Genomic DNA, 16,168 nt, shown 5'->3' on the forward strand with positions numbered 1-16,168 from the left:
GGCGAATTCGCGGTTTCCGGCCGCGAATTCGCCGCACCATTGGCTCATGCACACCTCCGACTCCGTGCTGCTGCCACGATTCGTCCTCTCGCGCGCCGCGGCCGCGGGCCTGGACCCGACCCGTCTGGCGCGGGCCGCCGGGGTGCCGGACTGGTTGCTGACGGACGGCGACGCCCGGGTACCGAGTGACTACTTCCCGCGGTTGTGGGAGCTGTTCGAGCACGAACTCGACGACCCGGCGGCCACTCTGCGGGCCACGGGCAGCTACCGGCTCGGGGAGTTCGGGCTGATCGACTACCTGATCTCGACCGCCGACACCGTCGGCGCGGGGCTCGGCGTGCTGGCGCCGCATCTGGGCTCGGTCTCCACCAACTTCCGCATCGAGCCCGATGCGCAGACCGAAACCGAATCGACCTTCGCCGTCTACACCGTCAACAACGAAGGCCGGGGGCGCGATCTGTCGGTGCAGATGGCGCTGGCCTCGCTGGTCTCGCGCATGCGTCAGACGACCGGGCGGCCCATGGATCCGGTGCACGTCCAGCTGCGCGAACGCGCGCCGCGCCGCCTCGACGCCTTCACCGACCAGTTCGGCACGGCCCGGCTGGATTTCGGCGCGCCGGTCGACCGGATCACCTACCGCACCGCGGACCTCGACCTCCCGCAGATCACCGCGGATCCCCTGCTGGCGGCGGTCCTGCGCCGCCACGCCGCCGCCATGCCGCCCCCGCCGCCCCGGGCCACGGAATGGCCGGACCGGGTTGCCGCGGTGCTGGCCGAGGTCCTCGACGGCACCGACGCGCTGCTCGACCAGGTCGCCCGCCGCCTCTACACCAGTCCGCGCACCCTCCAGCGCCGCCTCGCCGAATCCGGCACCACCTGGCGCTTGGAGGTCGACCGCGCCCGCAAACGCCACCTCGAGTACCTCGAATTCGGCTGGGCCGCCGACCGCGACGGCGAAACGCCGTGACCTGCCACGCGGCGGTGGGAATTGTTCGAGCGAAGGGCGGAATCGCCGCACGTGGGACCGCGAGCGGCCGAACGGTCCGGGAGCCGGCGAGCGCTCGCCGCTGGGCCGCGTGGTGATGAGCGGCCGTGACTACTCGATCCGACTATCACGACAGCATTCTGATGGCCCGGTTCGCACTGGAACGGGCGGCCCGGGTCGGGCTCGACCCGGACCGGATCGCCCGGCTGGCGGGTGTCCCCCACTGGCGCGAGGGCGGTGAGGGCAGGCGGGTGTCGTCGCGGTACTGCCTGCGCGTGTGGGAGCTACTCGAACAGGAGACCGGCGACCCGGATATCGCCCTGCGGGTCTCCGACGACAGCGCCACCGGCGAATTCGGCCTGCTGGAATACCTTTTCCTGTCGGCGGAGACGCTGGGCGCGGCGCTGGACGCCTGCGTGCGGTACACCGGCAGTCTCACAACGAGCTACAAATTCCGGATCGCGCGCAGCACCGAGCATGAGGTCTGCTACGAGGTGCTGTCCGGCGTGGAGGACCGCCGCGGCCGGGAACTGTTGGTGCAGGCCGCTTTCGCGCTGCTGGTGGGCCGGGGGCGGGCGGCCACCCGGTGCCCGGTGGCGCCTGTGCGGGTGAGCTTCCGGCAGACCACACCGGACGGCCCGGGGGCCGTCGCCGAACTGTTCGGCACCCGCGCAATCGATTTCGAAAGCCCGGTCGACGCCTTGACGCTGCGGGTCGCGGATCTGTCGCTGCCCATGAAGTCGGCCGATCCCGAGTTGACGGCGGTCCTGCTCTCCTACGCGGCGACATTGCCCGCCACTGCGGAGTTCGAGGCCACCTGGCTGGATCAGCTCGGCGACATACTCGACACCGCCCTCGACGAGGGCTCGGCCACACTGGAAGTGGTAGCGCGGCGACTGCTGACCTCGCCGAGATCACTACAGCGCCGTCTGACCGAGGCCGGAACCAGCTGGCGCCGTGAGGTGGACCGCGCACGCCGCCGCAGACTGCGGCGGGCCGAACACCTTCCGCGCGCCCAGCAGGCGGAATTCCTCGGTTACGCGGATCCCGCGAGCCTGCGGCGCGCCGTGCACCGCTGGCGCGAACGCGAGGATTCATGAAAAGCCGACCCCGCTCGCGGGCCTGAATCGCACCTACCATACGGTATTCGGCAACCACGCAGCAGGGTTGGCGTGCGCCGGACCGGTTTGGCGTCTTCGGAACTCCCGCACGGCGCGGGGGGGAAACAAAACTGGACGGAACCGCCATGACGTGCCGACCGCGAGGCTCGCCACGGCGCTTGCGATGTGTGGTTGTGGCCGACGCTGTCCACGGCCACGCGTCCCTATCCGGTCCCGGTACTCGATTGGAGCTTCCTCGTGCCCCACACCGCAGAAACCGCCACCGCCTACGTCGTCACCGCCGTGGAGGCCAAGGGCACCGCCACCCGGCACGACTTCGATATCCCGTCCATCGTCAGCACCACCCACAGCCTCACCGAGAGCTGGGATTTCAACAGCGTGGATCCGAACATGTTCTGGAACATCGTCGCCACCTTCCTCGAGCACTGAGGACGCGCCAGCGCTGCGGGTGCGCTAGACACCGTCGACGGAGAGCGTGGCGTTCATCAGGTTCATGGCGGCCGCGCACGGATCGGGTTGCGCGGTATGGCCGCGGTTCTGCACCCACCAGGTGACGGTGCCGGTGTCGGCCACCGTCACCGCGCAGCTGCCCGGATCCTTCGGATCGCGCCAGTACATGCCACCGAAGTGCTTCACGACCAAACGCTCGATCTGGTAACCGAATTGGTCAGCGATCTGCACTTCGCGAGCGAGGGTGTCGCCACGCAGCCAGGCATAGGTGATGTCGACCGTGCCGCCGCCGGAATTCGTGGCGGTCCAGTTGCACACGGTGGGGGCGCTCTGCTGCTTCATGTCGGTGACATCGATGGCGTTCGCCAGCTTCTGATCCTCCAGCGGGCCGCAGCCCGCCAGCAGGTTCGGATCGGCAGCGGGTGAGACCTGGATCTGCCGACCGCTGTGCGAACAGCCGGACAGCGCGGCGATCAGCAACGCCGCCACCGTGATTCGCACCCGCAGACCCGCCATCAGCCCTGTCCCGCCTTCGTCAAGGTGGCCGCCGCCAGCCGCTCCGGTCCTGTACAGGATTGCGCGCTCGCGCGCTCGGACCAGTCGATGAAATCGGAGTTCCCGAACGCGACGGCCACCTCGCAGGACTGCGCGCCCTGCCATTCGATGCCCGGCTGCCCGGCGACCTGGACGGCGGCGGGCTTACCCGCGGTGACCTGGCCGCGGCGCTCTTCCAGCGAGCTGCCCCGGAACCAGTGGAAGGTGACGGCGTAGTCGCCGCCCGCGGCGGGCTGCCAGGCACAGCTCACGGGGTTCGCCGATACCCGTCGCACACCGGCGAGGCCCACGGCCTGGACGACATCGGCGTCGGTCACCCCGCCGCACAGGCCGATGGTGTTCGGTGACGGCATCACCGGCCTGGGCGCCGTCGTGGTCGTGAGCGCCGCCCGCTGATCCGTTGCACCCGAGCAGCCCGCGATCACCGCCCCGATCAGGGCGATCCCGACCGCCGCACCTACCGCTCTCATCACGCCGACCAGCGTAGGCGACCCACCCGAATCGTGCGATCGGCGACGCCATATGGCGTTCGCCTATTTCCGCGCGCCTTCTTATCGAACAGATGCGGTCCAACACACGTCCGACCGATCTGCGCGAGGACACGGAGGACCTGGGCGCGCGGGTGGGAGCGCTGGAGTCGTTGATACCGCCCGTGATCGTCCCGGGCCATGTGGTCGGCGCCGTCACCGCGTATGCGGCGGCGCCTGGAACACCACTCTGGTCGGCGAGGTGGTTTGGGCGGGGCGGGACGCATCGGGAGGCATGTGACCTGGACGCCTGCATTACGCCGAGCACACGCTCACCCGCGACCCGGAGGGCTGACCGTCAACTCTCGCGGCGGGCTCGGGCGCGGCGCTTGCCCTCGTGCATGGCCTGCACCCGGGCCACCGGAATGGTGTGGCCCTCGGCGATCAAATCTGCTGGCAGAGGCTGGGGTTCGGGCATGGCCTCGGCCCAGGGATCGCGGTCGCCGAGGAGCTCGGCCGCTGTGCGGATCGTGAAGTCGCGCGGGTCGATACTCGGCAGATCCGCCCAGCTGACCGGAAACGAGACGGTCGCGCCCGGGCGGATGCGCGGACTATAGACCGACACCACTGTCGCGCCGCCCGCCCGCGTGGAATCGAGGAAGACCTTGCCACCCCGGTCTTCTCGAATGAAGGCGGTGGTGGCCAGGTCCGGGTCGAGACGCTCGGCGCGGGCGGCGATGGCCCGGGTCGCCGCCGCCGCGTCCTCGATGTCGACGCCGGCGCGCACGGGGACGAAGATGTGGACGCCCTTGGAGCCGCTGGTCTTCACCGCCCCCGACAGACCGTCGTTCGCCAGCGCCTGCCGGATGAGTTCGGCGGCCGCGACCACCTGACCGAACGGCCGGTCCGGCGCGGGATCGATATCCAGGACGAGATGCGTTGGGCCACCGGAATAGTCGGCAAGATTCTCGGCGAGCAGAAGCGTCACGTGATACTCCACCGCCCGCTGGTTTCCGAACCACAGCAGGGTCCGCACGTCATCGCACACCGCGTAGGACACTTCGCGTTTCGAGCTCCCCGCCCACAGGGTGACCCGCTTCATCCAGTCCGGCGCGTACTTGGGCAGGTTCTTCTGCATGAACGGTTCCTGCCCCGACCGCACCCGCACCACCGACAGCGGCCGGCCCCGCAGCGACGGCACCATGCGGTCGCCGACCGCCTCCAGGTAGTCGATCAGGTCACCCTTGGTCGCCTCGGCCCCGTCGAACAGGGGACTGTCGAGACTGGAGAACTTCAACCCGGCCCGCGCGTCTTCGCCCATCGCCCCACGATGCGCCACCCCTGAACCACGGTCAACCATCGGGGCCGCGATTCGGCCGAAGACCGTGAAAGAAGCCGCCGCACGATTATTTCGGAAATGCATTAATGGGCAACGATTGCGGTGAATTTCCGATTCATTTCTTTCCATCCCGTCGACGGCCGGATACCCGGCGTGCACGGGTGCGAGCACCGGCAATTTCTTGCCATACCGGCGAACCGATCGACCTGCAGATCCGTACCCGATCGTGATATACATCACTTCATGGTCCATGTGATTGACCGACGCGAATTATGTTGACCTCTTTCATAATTCGTTCGGATGTGTTCTAAACTCCCTGCCGCATAGGCAACGCCGCCTGTCCCGAGCGCGTGCAGGTTCCGCGCGTCAACATTTCACGAGATCAGGTGAGAAATTGTCGGATGTTTTCAGCTACCGGGTATCGACGCTGACCGGACGTCACGCGGAGGTGGCCGAGCTGCGCCGGTTGCTTCATGAGCCCGGGATCCGCCTGCTCACTGTGACCGGACTCGCGGGAGTGGGCAAGAGCCGACTGGTGACCGAGGCGCTCGCCACGCCCGAGTACCACGAAATACACACGCCGACAGTCGATCTCAGCGAAGTCAGTAGCGCGATGGACACGTGGCGGACAGTGCTGGCCGCGACCGCCCATCCCGCGGCGGCCAGTCGCCTCGGAGGAGCCGAGACCCGCGAGGTCCTGGCCGCGCTGGCGGCCGACATCATCGGCGAGCCCGTCATTCTCGTACTGGACAACTGTGATCGGGTCGCCGCGGAGATCGCCGCCGACGTCTCCGAACTGCTGGCCCGATGCCCGCAGCTCGTCATCGTCGCGACCAGCCGGCATGCCCTCGCCCTCTATCAGGAGTGCCTGCTCCAGGTCGCGCCGCTGGCGTGGCACAGCGCACCCGGCGACTGCCCCTCGAAGACTCCCCCGGCGATCCGGTTACTGCGCAACAGCATCGGCACCCGTCACCGCAGTGCCACCGGTTGCCTCGACGCCGCCCTCCTCGGTGAGATCGCGGCGGAGTTGGGCGGCGTGCCGATGGCCCTGGAATTGGCGGCGAGCTCGATCGGCCGGATCGGCGCCCGGCGCACGCTGGACCGCATCATCTCCGGACAGCCGCTGCTGCCCGCGCCCTTCGTCGACACCCCGCTCCGGCATCGCACCATCCGGGACTGCGTGGAGTGGGGGCCGCGCCACCTCGACGACGCGGCCACCGAACTGCTGCTGCACATCTCGCTCTCGAGCGCCGTCGCCGATCTCGAGGACGTGTTGCTGCTCAGCGGCGAGCACAGCGAGCTCATCGAGGAGCGACTGGCCATGCTGGTCGATCACAGCCTGCTCGACCACACCGCGGACGGCGACGGCCACTACCGCTACACCATGTCCGGACTCACCCGGACCTACTGCCGCCAGCTCCTGCACGCCGATCCCGAGCGGCGCGAACGGACCCGGCTGTTCCGGGAACAGGGCCTGTACCGGGTCGCGGCGAGCATCGCGCGGATGCTGGAGGATCCGGAGCGCAGGCCCGCCGCCACGGTGCTGATCGACCGCTGGCTGACCGACCTGCGGGCCACGATCGATCAGCTGATCGCCCGGGACGCGCCGGGCCGGGCCGTGCGCATGCTGTCGCTGCTCGAGGACGTCTGGGTCGAGCGGGGACTGCTGACGGCAGCCGAGGCCAGTGTGGCGTCGATCCTGCACGTCGACGACTCCCGGGCCGAGGACATCGCACTGGGCGTCCGTTGCCGGGCTGTCCTGGGCCGCTGGGCTTTGCGCTCCGGGCGCTTTCGCGACGCGGTGGCGCTGCTCGAGCAGGCGGCCGCGGATTTCCACGAGGACGAGCCCGGCCTCGGGCACCGCCTCGCCCGACAGCTGGCCGCGGCCTACCACGAGACCGGTGATCACGAACAGGCGCGCGCCCAATTGGCCCGGGCCCGCCGGGAACCGCCGACCGCCGACTCCCGCACGCTGATCGATATCGCCGAGGCGCTCACCGAACTCGCGGAGACATCGTCGGCCGGACACGAGAACTGGTCCGACATTCGCGACCGGGCGATGGCGCTGCCGCACCGGCAGGACCGTTTGACCGTCCTGAACATGCTGGGGCGCACGCTTCTTCGCGTCAACGCACCCCATCGCGCGCTGGAGACTTTCCACGAGGCGCTGCGCACGCCACGGCCCGCCGAGCACCTGTTGGAGATGATCGGAGCACTCGAAGGCTGTGTCAGCGCCTACCACGCCGCGGGAACGGAGTACTCCGAACAGATCCACCGGCTCCGGGCGGCGGCACGCTGGATTCGCGATGCCTACGCACTGCCGCAGCCTGCCGACCCGATGTTCGGAATCAGCGAATCACGCAGTGAGACAGACGATCCGGCCATGACAGCGCTTGATTCCGTACACGACATCGACACGGCGATCGCCTACGCGCTGTCGGCGCCGCTGCTGTCCGCGGCTGACATCGACTCGCCGGTGTCCCGGCTCACCAAGCGCCAGTTGGAGATCGCGCACCTGGTCGCGGAGGGCATGACCAATCGAATGATCGCCACCCGGCTCGGCATCGCCGAGTGGACGGTGGTGAACCATCTGCGCCAGGTGATGACCAAGCTGGACTGCCCCTCGCGCACCCACGTCGCGCTTGTGATCGAGCGCGAGACCCAGCAGTCCGCCTGAGGACTCGCTCCATGCTATCGGCGCGCCCCGCCGCGGCCGGATAGCAATTTCCTGCCCGCTCGCAAATCGTCCGGAATGCAGCGGACGATCGCAATAATGCTGTCGTTCAACAGATTTAGCCGTCGGGTATTCGAATCCGACCACCGATGGCGAGGGGTTCTCACCATGTATTCGCGACAGCGCATTCCCACCCGGAACGCCGGCTACACCCGGATAGATACTGCGTGTTTGGTTTTCCTCGAGGACCGCTCGAGCCGGACTTCACATACTCGAGACGCGAACGGCGACGTTCGTGATCTGTCTCGAAGTAGCCACGGCTACCGCACGATTCGGAAGACATCATGAACGCCAGTGTGATCACGGCGGCCGAGCAGCAGCCTCGGCCGGCCGCCCAGGACGGCCGGCCGCGGGTCCTGGCCATGTTCCCCGGGCAGGGCTCACAGCGCGAGGGCATGGCCGCGCACCTGATCCGGGAACACCCCCGGACGGCCGGGGCGGTGTTCGAACTCGCCGACGACGTCCTCGGACTGCCGCTGCGGAAACTGTGCACCGAGGGCGACGCAGAACAGTTGCGCGCCACCGAGACAGCGCAACCGGCGATACTCACGACCGCCCTCGCCACATTCGAGGTGCTGCGCGCCGAGGGCTTCGCGCCCGATCTGGTGGCCGGGCACAGCCTCGGCGAGTTCGCCGCGCTCACCGCCGCCGGGGTGCTGGACCTGGCCGACGCACTGACCCTGGTGCGGCGGCGGGGCGAGCTGATGGCGGAAATCGCGGCGGCGGTGCCCGGCGCCATGACGGCAGTCTCCGGGGTGCCCGCCGCGCGGATCGAGGAGATCTGCGCCGGAGTGGACGGCGTGGTCGAACTCGCCAACTACAACGCTCCCGATCAGTCGGTCATCTCCGGCACGGCGGACGCGGTGGACACCGCCGCCGAGTTGCTGCGCGCGCAGGGCGCGGGCTCCCTGGTCTCGCTGCGGGTCGGCGCCCCGTTCCATTGCTCGCTCATGGCGTCGTTGGAGGAGCGTTTCGCAACCGACCTGCACGCCGTCGACTTTCGCGATCCGACCATCGGCGTCATCAGTTCCGTTACCGCACAATCTGTTTCGAGCGGCGACGCGGCTCGCGACCTGCTGCGCCGCCAGCTCACCGCCCCGGTCCGCTGGATCGGGGTGATCGGGACCGCCGCCGAATCGGGCTGCACCGACTACCTCGAGATCGGTCCCGGCCGAGTCCTGTCCGGACTCGCCAACCGCATGGTGGGCGGCGCCACGGTGCGCAGCACCCAGGACGCCCGCCGCATCGCCGCGGCCGTCGCCGAATACAGCTGACTTCTCTGAAAGACCGGACCTCTGTGGTGTTTTCGAGCCACGGGGGCCCGAACCCTCCCCTCACGAAGGAAGATAACCATGCCCGAAACCAGCACCGATTTCGCGCCCGCCGTCACCGCCGCGATCGCCGACGCCCTCGGCATCGACCCGTCCGAGGTGACCCTCGATGCCACCCTCATCGACGAGCTCGGCGCGGAATCGATCGACCTGCTCGACATCCTGTTCCGCATCCACCGCGACACGGGTGTGAAGATCGCCGTCGCCGATGTCCGCGACCTCCTGCAGGGCGGTATCCCCGACGACGTCTTCGGCGACGAGAACGAGATCGTCTCCGAGATCGGTCTCGCGCACCTGGAAAAGGTGCTGCCCCAGTTCGATCGGGCGAAGCTGAACCGCCCGCTCCGCGGTGAGCAGGTGCTGGGCCTGGTCACCGTGCGCAATCTGGTCGACCTGGTCGCCCAGCGCGCGGCCGCCGGACCGGCCGACGCCGAAGAGGTCGCCTGATGTCCGGCCGGGACTTCGCGGGCCGGGTCGCGCTGGTCACCGGCGCGTCCCGCGGTATCGGCCGGGCCGTCGCCCTGGCGCTGGCGAGCCGCGGCGCCGCCGTCGCGGTCAACTACCGATCCCACAAGGACGAAGCCCTGGAGGCGGTCGCCGAGATCGAGCGCTCGGGCGGACGCGCGGTCGCCATAGGCGCCGACGTCGCCGACGTCAGCGCGGCCCGCGACCTGGTCGAGCAGACGCGAGAACAGCTGGGCGGCTTGCACATCCTGGTCAACAACGCGGGCATCACCCGCGACGGCCTGCTGCACGACATGGATCCCGCCGTGTGGTGGGAGGTCATCCGGGTGAACCTGGGCGGCGCGTTCAACTGCACCCACGCCGCGGCCGGCCATCTCATGGCGCAGGGCGACGGCGCGATCGTGAACGTCTCCTCCATCATGGGCGAAAAGGGGCTCACCGGGCAGTCCAACTACTCCACCTCCAAGGGTGCGCTGAATGCCTTCACGCTGGCCTGCGCGGTGGAGATGGCCCGGTTCGGGGTGCGGGTGAACGCCGTCCTCGGCGGCGTCATCCCCACCGATCTCATCGGCGAGCTGCTGCAACGCGACGGCGGCCGCGGCCGCACCCATGTCCCGATGCGCCGCTACGGCGATGTCCGGCAGGTCGCCGAGGCAGTGGCCTTCCTGGCGAGCCCCGCCGCCGACTACGTCACCGGTGAGCTGCTGCGCGTGGACGGCGGCCTGGCGGTGCAGCTCAGCAATGGACGCCTGGTCTCCCGCTGAATCGGAAAGGATTTGACTGCCATGCGATTTCATCTCATCGACCGAATCGAGTCCTGGGAACCGTTGCAGCACATCACGGCTCGCAAGCTCACCTCGGTCTACGAGAACGTCTGGCAGCCGTCCGCCACCGGCCCCGTGCTGCCCTTCGGCCTGGCCCTGGAGGCGCTCTGCCAGGCCGGCGCCTGGCTGGTGCTGCTCAGTTCCGGGCACACCCGACGAGCCGCGCTGCTCACCGTGGGCGACGTGACCGTGTACCGCGACGCGGTGCCCGGTGACGTGCTGCGCATGACGGCACAGGTGGTGCACGCGACGCCGGAGGCGGCGGTGGTGGACGGCTGGATCGACGTCGACGGCGAGCGAATCCTGTTCGCCCGCAACATCATGTGCGCCCTCATCGAGGCCGACCGGCTCGACGACCCGGTGGACACCGAACGGATGGCGCGGGCGCTGCTGGGTGAGGAGCTGATCCCATGAGCGACGCCTGTGATCGCGGATCGCTCACGGACGCGGCCGGACGCCGGCGGGTGGCGGTGACCGGCGTCGGCGCCGTCACCCCGCTGGGTGTGGACGCGCCGTCCACCTGGGCCGCAATGGTGGCGGGCCGCAATGCCATCGGCGAATTGACCACCTTCGACTGCACCACCTTCCCGGTCCGGATCGCCGGGCTGGTCCCGGGCTCCTTCGATCCGGCCACCGCCATCCCGGCGGCCGCCGACCGCCGCTGGGTGTCGCGGCCCGGGCTGTTCGGTCTGGCGGCCGTCGGCGAGGCTCTGCGGTCGGCGGACCTCGACCCGCTCACCGAGGAGCCCTATCCGCCCTTCGATCGTGGTGTCGCCATGGGGGCGAGTGTGGGCCGCCCGGATCTGAACCTGGTGCTGCGGGTGGCCGAATTACGCACCCGGACAGGCAAACCCGACGCCTTCGTGCGGCCCGCGCCATCGGCGACGCTGACCGGGAACCAGAACCTGGCCCTCAACGCCATGGCCCGGCTGACCGGAGCGACCGGGCCGATGGTGGGCATCCACACCGCCTGCGCCGGGTCCGGGCACGCCATCGGCGAGGCCTTCCGGCTGATTCAGGAGGGCGATGCCCGCATGATGGTGGCGGGCGGCTACGACTCGCTCACCACCTGGGCCGACATCCTCGGCTTCGGGCTGCTGGGCGCGATGACCGACCGCTACAACGACAATCCCGCCGCGGCGTCGCGGCCCTTCGACGCGGACCGCAGCGGGTTCGTCATCGGCGAGGGCGCGGTGGCCTTCGTGCTCGAGGACCTGGGTTCTGCGCTGGAGCGCGGCGCACCGATCCTGGGCGAACTGCTCGGCTACGGCTCCACCATGAATGCCTGGCGCATCACCGACTCGCCGCCGGACGGCGCGGGGGCGATCGAGGCCATGGAGTCGGCGCTGGCCGAATCCCGTTTGGGCGCCGGAGATATCGACTACATCGCCGCGCACGGCACCAGCACGCCGGGCAATGACGTCTCCGAGACCCGGGCCATCAAGAAGGTCTTCGGCGACGACGCCTACCGGCTGGTGGTGTCCTCCCCCAAGTCCATGGCCGGGCACCTCACCGCCGGGGCCGCGGCGCTCAACCTGCTGGCGGCGCTCGGCGCCATCCGGGATTCGGTGGTGCCGCCGACCCTCAATCTCGACACCCCGGACCGGGCACTGGATCTCGACTACGTCCCCCATCGCGCGCGTCGGATGCCGGTGCGCGCGGCCATGATCAATGCCCTCGCGTTCGGCGGTTCCAATACCTGCCTCGTGGTGGGCGCACCCCAGGAGCACCCATGACCGTGTCCCACACCGCGCCCGCCGATCTTGCGGTGGGGCGTCCCGACCTCCCGGCGGCGGGGATCGGCGCCCCGGGATTCGATCGAATTCTCGAGGTCAGTCCCGGAATTCGCGCCGAGGCCCTGCTCAACGTGACCGGCACGTTGCCGTTCTTCGACAGCCACTTCCCGCGCCGGCCCATCCTGCCAGGGGTGCTGCTCACCGAGAGCATGGTCGCCCTGGCGGTGCTCGCGGCGGGCGATCCTCTGCTGCGGCTGCGCGCCGCCGACGGGCTGCGGTTCCGCCGCTTCGTGACACCGGGCGACCAGGTGCGGATCACCGTCGAAGCGGCCGACCCGTGTCAGGAAGGTGCCGAATCCCGTTGGCGGGCAACAGCTCGCGTGGACGAGGTCATCGTCGCCGCCATCCGGAACCTGCGTCTGGTACGCGGGCCCATCGCCGAGGCGAACTCATGAACGCCCGGCGGGTGGTGATCACCGGGATCGGCCTGGTCACGGCGCTCGGCGAGGGCGCGAGCGACACCTGGTCCGCGCTCGTGGCGGGCCGCACCGCCATCGCCCCCCTGCGTGCCTACGATCCGGCGCCGCTGCGGACCCGGCTGGGCGCGGAGATCCCGGACTTCGATCCGAGCCGGTTCCTGTCGCCGCGCGCCATGCGCACCTCCACCCGCGGTGACCAATACGGCGTCGCGGCGGCCACTCTCGCGCTGCGCGACGCCGGACTCGGGGAGCGCGACCTCGGCCATCGCACCGGTCTGTATCTGGGCGGGAACAAGGACATCTGCCAGCGCGATGACTCCATCGCCGATATGGAGGCCATCCGCGGCGCGGACGGCGCGCCCGACATGCGGCGGCTCGGGGAACTGGCCCGCTCGATCGTCCCGCCGCTGGCGTATGTGGAGGGTTTGCAGAACGGCGGCACCTATCACATCTCGTCCCGATTCGGCCTGCGCGGACCCAATGCGTTCTACGCGGGCGCAGCGGATTCCGGTGCCACCGCCATCGGGCGGGCCATGCGCGCCATCCGCCGCGGCGAGGCCGATATCGCCGTGGCCGGCGGGTACGACGACGCCACCAACTGGTGGGCGATGGCCAAACTGGACTGTCTCGGCGTCCTCTCACCACGAAACGATCTGGACGCCAGGGCTTTCCGTCCCTTCGACCGGGAGCACACCGGATCGGTGATCGGCGACGGCGCGGCCATCCTCGTGCTCGAGGAGCGCGAGCGAGCGCGGCGGCGCGGCGCGCACTGCTACGCCGAGCTCGCGGGCTATGGCATGGGCAACGACTGCGTGCGCCCGCCCGCCTCCGCCCCGGACGGCCGGGGACTGGCCCGCGCCATCTCGGCGGCCATGTCCGACGCCGGCGCGACCACCCCGGCCGAGTGCGTGCTCTCTCATGGCTGCGCCACCGCACTCGGCGACACCAGTGAGGTGCGGGCGCTGCGCACCGCCCTCGGCGCCGAGGTCGACCGGGCCGCGGTGACCAGCGTCAAACCGCAGACCGGACATCTGGTCGGCGGCGCGGGCGCGCTCAATGCCGCGCTCGCGGCACTGGCCCTCGACTCCGGCGTCGTCCCCGCCACGGCCAACCATGAGACACCGGCCCCCGGCTGCGATCTCGACATCGTGGCCGGCGCGGCGCGCCAGTCGCGGCCGAGAGTCGCGCTGGCCCTGGCCCGCGGTCTGGAGGGCCAGGCCGTGGCGCTCACCCTCACCGCATCGAACTGACCGACAGGACTTTCGGCCATGCATGAAACCCCTCATCCCGCGCCGCACCGGCGCATTGTGATCACCTCGCTCGGCGCGATCACCGCGCACGGCGTGGGCGCGGAGGAACTGTGGCAACGTGTGCGCGGCGGCGAGGTGGCGATCCGGCCGCTGCGCGAACTCGCCGTGCCCGGTCTCGCCGCGGCCATCGGGGGCGAGATCCTCGACCCGCCCCGGCCCAAATACGACTACCTCGCCCCGCTGGGCCTCACCGATCCCGAACCGGCCGTGGACTACGCCCTCATCGCCGCCGAGGAGGCCATGGCGGGCGCGGGACTGGGCGTCCTCGAGGAGGGCGCGCCGCCGCGGTCCGACGCGCTGTCCGCGCACCGGTGGGGTGTGGCATTCGGCAGCTGCAACAGCGGGATTCGCAGTGCCGAGAAAGCGGTGCGCCGCGCGGTCGAGGCCGGGCGGACGGTCGACGCGCGAGAGCTCGGCCTCGGTGACGACCGGCATCTGCTGCTGGTGCCGCCGCAGTTCTGCGCGGAAGCGCTGAGCGCGGCCTTCGGCCTGAAAGGCCCGGTGCTGTCGGTCAATACGGCATGCGCGTCCAGTGCTCACGCGCTGGCGCACGCGGTGGAACAGATCCGCGCGGGCCGCGCCGACGCCATGCTGGTCGGTGGCAGCGACGCGCTCACCGAGATGGCGTACTACGGATTCACCAGCGTCGAATCGTTGTCGGCGCGACCGGCCCGGCCGTATTCCCGGGACCGCGACGGCCTTTCGCTCGGTGCGGGCGCGGGCATGATGGTGTTGGCCGCCGCCGAGGTGGCGCTGGCGGCGGGTGCGCCGATCATCGCCGAGGTACTCGGCTACGGCATGTCGGCGGACGGCTACCACGCGACCGCCCCGCATCCGCAGGGCGCGGGCGCGGCCCGGGCCATCCGCGCCGCCATCGAGACCGCGGGTCTCACACCGGCGGACGTGCCCTACATCAACGGCCACGGCACCGGCACCCCGAAGAACGATGCGGCGGAGAGCAATGCGGTGCGCGCCGCCCTGGGCGAGGCCGCATCGGAGGTGGTGCTCAGCAGCACCAAGTCCATGATCGGCCACCTGCTGGGCGCGGCGGGCGCGGTCGAGGCCATCGTGACCATTCTCGGGCTGCGCGACGAGATGGCGCCGCCCACCGCCGGTTTCGCCGAGACCGACCCCGCTTGCGGACTGGACCCGGCACCGAACGCGGCGCGGGAGCTGCCCCTGCGGGTGGCGGCCTCGAACAACTTCGCCTTCGCCGGAGCGAATGCCTGCGTCGTCTACGGTCGCCCCGGCGGCGTCCGGGCCGAACCCGTTGCCCACGAGGCCGACGAGGTCGTCGTCACCGGGATCGGAGTGCTCATGGGCGACGCGGCCGACACCGATCAACTGTGGGACGCCTGGTGCGCGAACGCGGCGGAGACCGAGCGGCACAACGGATTACGGCTCGCCCGAGTCGGGATCGATCCCGGTGCCGAGATCCCGGCGAAGGCGCGGCGGCGGATGGATCGCCTCGGCCAGATGGCGGTCGCGACCAGCAACCAGGCCCTCGCCGCCGCGGGACTCAGGGCCCACGAGGGCGTCGGCGTGGTCGTCGGCACCGGCATCGGCCCGATGAGCAGTATCTCCCGTTTCTTCGAGCCGACCGTGGCGGGCGGTCCCGCACAGGGCAATCCCGCCATCTTCCCCAATACCGTCTTCAATGCCGCCGCCGGGCAGGTGGCGATGGTGCTGGGCGCGAAGGGGCCGACCTCCACGCTGACCGCGGGCCACGCCGCGGGGGCCGCCGCCCTCGGCACGGCCTTCGACCTGTTGCGGGCCGGACGCGCCGATGCCGTGCTGTGCACGGGCGTGGACGAGCTGTCCCCCTACGCCCTCGACGCGTACCGAGGCGCCGGGCTCTTCACCGGCCGCCACGGCCGCGACTATCTGCTCGCCGAGGGCAGCGTCACCCTGCTGCTGGAGCGGGCAGCGGCGGCGCGGCAGCGCGGCGTCACCCCGATCGCGGTGCTCGCCGGGTACGCCACCACCTCCGACGCGCTCGGCATCGCCCGGTGGGACCCGCGCGGCCACGGCATCGAACGGGCCATGCGCGATGCCCTCGCCGAGGCCGCGTCGTCCCCCGCCGATCTCACCGCCGTCTGGACCGCGGCGGCGGGACTGCCGACCGTGGACGGTCCGGAACGGCGGGCGATCGACCGGCTCGGGCTGAGCGCGAACTGCGCCCGCCACGCACCCAAGCGTGTCCTCGGCGATCCCATCGGCGCCGGCGCGCATTTGGCCGCCGCACTGGCCGTCACCGCATGGCGGCACGGCGGCGAGCGCGGCCCGGTGCTGGTCAACGGTTCCTCGCTGGGCGGCACCCACACCAGTCTCGTGCTGCGGCACCCGGCCGCCGTACCCATCCGATCCTGAAC

The 16,168-nt window shown here is 70.4% G+C and carries 15 protein-coding genes; 12 read left to right on the forward strand and 3 right to left on the reverse strand.

Features of this window, described 5'->3' with window-relative positions; all coding sequences use genetic code 11:
• Nucleotides 1–46 precede the first annotated feature (46 nt).
• The 3 genes from GLP40_RS07035 (at nucleotide 47) to GLP40_RS07045 (ending at nucleotide 2,535) form a co-directional block, all read left to right on the forward strand.
• Nucleotides 47–967 (forward strand): AraC family transcriptional regulator ligand-binding domain-containing protein, encoded by a 921-nt coding sequence (locus tag GLP40_RS07035; RefSeq protein WP_196054557.1) that lies wholly within the window; start codon nucleotides 47–49, stop codon nucleotides 965–967.
• Between the two features lie 125 nt (nucleotides 968–1,092).
• Nucleotides 1,093–2,085, forward strand: a complete 993-nt coding sequence (locus GLP40_RS07040) for an AraC family transcriptional regulator ligand-binding domain-containing protein (protein ID WP_154787030.1) — start codon at nucleotides 1,093–1,095, stop codon at nucleotides 2,083–2,085.
• Nucleotides 2,086–2,343: 258 nt separating this feature from the next.
• The gene (locus GLP40_RS07045; RefSeq protein ID WP_230329320.1) at nucleotides 2,344–2,535 is read left to right on the forward strand and encodes a hypothetical protein; all 192 of its coding nucleotides are present in this window, start codon (nucleotides 2,344–2,346) and stop codon (nucleotides 2,533–2,535) included.
• Between the two features lie 24 nt (nucleotides 2,536–2,559).
• On the opposite strand, the gene GLP40_RS07050 is transcribed toward GLP40_RS07045, so the two are convergent.
• The 3 genes from GLP40_RS07050 to GLP40_RS07060 all read right to left on the reverse strand — a co-directional run bounded on the left by GLP40_RS07050 (nucleotide 2,560) and on the right by GLP40_RS07060 (nucleotide 4,899).
• The gene (locus tag GLP40_RS07050; protein ID WP_154787031.1) at nucleotides 2,560–3,072 is read right to left on the reverse strand and encodes a DUF3558 domain-containing protein; all 513 of its coding nucleotides are present in this window, start codon (nucleotides 3,070–3,072) and stop codon (nucleotides 2,560–2,562) included.
• The gene (locus GLP40_RS07055; RefSeq protein ID WP_230329362.1) at nucleotides 3,072–3,581 is read right to left on the reverse strand and encodes a DUF3558 family protein; all 510 of its coding nucleotides are present in this window, start codon (nucleotides 3,579–3,581) and stop codon (nucleotides 3,072–3,074) included. Before GLP40_RS07055 ends, GLP40_RS07050 begins: the two co-directional genes overlap by 1 nt.
• 355 nt (nucleotides 3,582–3,936) lie before the next feature.
• Nucleotides 3,937–4,899 (reverse strand): DNA polymerase domain-containing protein, encoded by a 963-nt coding sequence (locus GLP40_RS07060; protein WP_154787304.1) that lies wholly within the window; start codon nucleotides 4,897–4,899, stop codon nucleotides 3,937–3,939.
• Between the two features lie 412 nt (nucleotides 4,900–5,311).
• On the opposite strand from GLP40_RS07060, the gene GLP40_RS07065 reads away from it, so the two are divergent.
• From GLP40_RS07065 to GLP40_RS07105, 9 genes are all read left to right on the forward strand, one after another.
• Entirely contained in the window at nucleotides 5,312–7,594 is a 2,283-nt protein-coding gene (locus GLP40_RS07065) for a LuxR C-terminal-related transcriptional regulator (RefSeq protein WP_196054558.1), read from the forward strand.
• A gap of 341 nt (nucleotides 7,595–7,935) precedes the next feature.
• Nucleotides 7,936–8,925 (forward strand): ACP S-malonyltransferase, encoded by a 990-nt coding sequence (gene fabD, locus GLP40_RS07070; protein ID WP_196054559.1) that lies wholly within the window; start codon nucleotides 7,936–7,938, stop codon nucleotides 8,923–8,925.
• A 78-nt stretch (nucleotides 8,926–9,003) separates the two neighbouring features.
• Entirely contained in the window at nucleotides 9,004–9,429 is a 426-nt protein-coding gene (locus GLP40_RS07075; protein ID WP_154787034.1) for an acyl carrier protein, read from the forward strand.
• Nucleotides 9,429–10,211 (forward strand): SDR family NAD(P)-dependent oxidoreductase, encoded by a 783-nt coding sequence (locus tag GLP40_RS07080; protein ID WP_154787035.1) that lies wholly within the window; start codon nucleotides 9,429–9,431, stop codon nucleotides 10,209–10,211. Before GLP40_RS07075 ends, GLP40_RS07080 begins: the two co-directional genes overlap by 1 nt.
• A 21-nt stretch (nucleotides 10,212–10,232) precedes the next feature.
• Entirely contained in the window at nucleotides 10,233–10,685 is a 453-nt protein-coding gene (locus GLP40_RS07085; protein ID WP_154787036.1) for a hotdog family protein, read from the forward strand.
• Entirely contained in the window at nucleotides 10,682–12,007 is a 1,326-nt protein-coding gene (locus GLP40_RS07090; RefSeq protein ID WP_154787037.1) for a beta-ketoacyl-[acyl-carrier-protein] synthase family protein, read from the forward strand. The genes GLP40_RS07085 and GLP40_RS07090 overlap by 4 nt, the downstream gene beginning before the upstream one ends.
• Nucleotides 12,004–12,462, forward strand: a complete 459-nt coding sequence (locus tag GLP40_RS07095) for a 3-hydroxyacyl-ACP dehydratase FabZ family protein (protein ID WP_154787038.1) — start codon at nucleotides 12,004–12,006, stop codon at nucleotides 12,460–12,462. Before GLP40_RS07090 ends, GLP40_RS07095 begins: the two co-directional genes overlap by 4 nt.
• Nucleotides 12,459–13,736, forward strand: coding sequence for a beta-ketoacyl-[acyl-carrier-protein] synthase family protein (locus GLP40_RS07100; protein ID WP_154787039.1), 1,278 nt, complete (start codon nucleotides 12,459–12,461; stop codon nucleotides 13,734–13,736). The genes GLP40_RS07095 and GLP40_RS07100 overlap by 4 nt, the downstream gene beginning before the upstream one ends.
• 18 nt (nucleotides 13,737–13,754) lie before the next feature.
• Nucleotides 13,755–16,166, forward strand: coding sequence for a beta-ketoacyl-[acyl-carrier-protein] synthase family protein (locus tag GLP40_RS07105; protein ID WP_154787040.1), 2,412 nt, complete (start codon nucleotides 13,755–13,757; stop codon nucleotides 16,164–16,166).
• The last annotated feature ends 2 nt before the right edge of the window (nucleotides 16,167–16,168 follow it).

The sequence above is a fragment of the Nocardia aurantiaca genome (assembly GCF_009708175.1).
GTDB classification, from domain to species: domain Bacteria; phylum Actinomycetota; class Actinomycetes; order Mycobacteriales; family Mycobacteriaceae; genus Nocardia; species Nocardia aurantiaca.